Raw genomic sequence first — 973 nt, 5'->3', positions numbered from 1 at the left:
TATTGAATTAGGCATTTAGCCAATAATCATTTTATAGGGGTGTGGCGGGGCCGAAATCATCCTTTTCATTAGGTTTTCAAATATGCCTTCTTTCATTTTATGCCGGTTGAAACGATATGTATATTCGTTGATATACGACTGCAAATAATGAACGGAATGATGAACTCCTCGCAGCCAGGCTTTAAACATCATAATGCTACGATGTAGTTGCGGGAAATTCTTCCCTTTTTTCTCTGACTTTTCTCTCAGTAGTTTAGGGAATTCTTTTTCCAATCCCTTGTATCCCGTCCAGCCATCTGTTCGAACATCTGCATCGGAATTGATATGCTCTTCCATGAATTTTTTAAGATTCTTTTTGCTAGCGGTCTCAATTACACGTCCATACATCCTTGATACACCTTTGCCTTTTCTTTCAATGGCAACCACCATTATCTTCTTCTTGCCCTCATTTCGCCCGATTGCCTGGTCATCTTGCTGGCCGACATAGGTTTCATCCACATCTACTTTCCCTTCCATTAGAAAGCTTTTGCTGCTCTCCATACCTTTCATTATTTTCTGTTTGAATAACCAGCAGGTCTTTTGACGGAGCGCTAATTTTCTGCTTAACTCAGTACTGCTAATGCCATTTTTGCAAGTTGATACGTAATAAACGATGTAAAACGCTTTCAAAATTGGCAGTTTACTCTTGTGAAAAAGAGTGCCGGCCGTGGGCGATTCCAGATAATTACAACTTGTACACTGCCGGTCAAATTTATTAATCCCAGAACAATATTTTTCGTGTCCACATTTGGGACATTTATAACCTTTTTCCCATTTCAAATTGGCCAAATATTCCCTACATTTATCTTCGTCAGGAAACCGGGTCTGAAACTCAAATAACGACAAACTTTTGAATCTTTTTTCCATATAAAGTGCTTATTATCAATCAATTTAAGCATTTTATATTTATTTAGCAAGTGCCTAATTCAATAAA

Annotated in this window: 1 protein-coding gene; it reads right to left on the bottom strand. The window is 37.8% G+C overall.

Going from position 1 to position 973, the window contains the following annotated elements; translation table 11 throughout:
• Positions 1-15: 15 nt before the first annotated feature.
• Positions 16-906 (bottom strand): IS1595 family transposase, encoded by an 891-nt coding sequence (locus FDK13_RS35210; RefSeq protein ID WP_137344681.1) that lies wholly within the window; start codon positions 904-906, stop codon positions 16-18.
• Positions 907-973 lie beyond the last annotated feature (67 nt).

This window comes from Dyadobacter frigoris (assembly GCF_005280585.1).
In the GTDB taxonomy this organism is placed as follows: Bacteria; Bacteroidota; Bacteroidia; order Cytophagales; family Spirosomataceae; genus Dyadobacter; species Dyadobacter frigoris.
This window is presented reverse-complemented; position numbering and strand designations above follow the sequence as displayed.

Bases quoted from the DNA above. Each gene is read 5' to 3' on its own strand.
- FDK13_RS35210 (WP_137344681.1), bottom strand. From the start codon at position 906: ATGGAAAAAAGATTCAAAAGTTTGTCGTTATTTGAGTTTCAGACCCGG.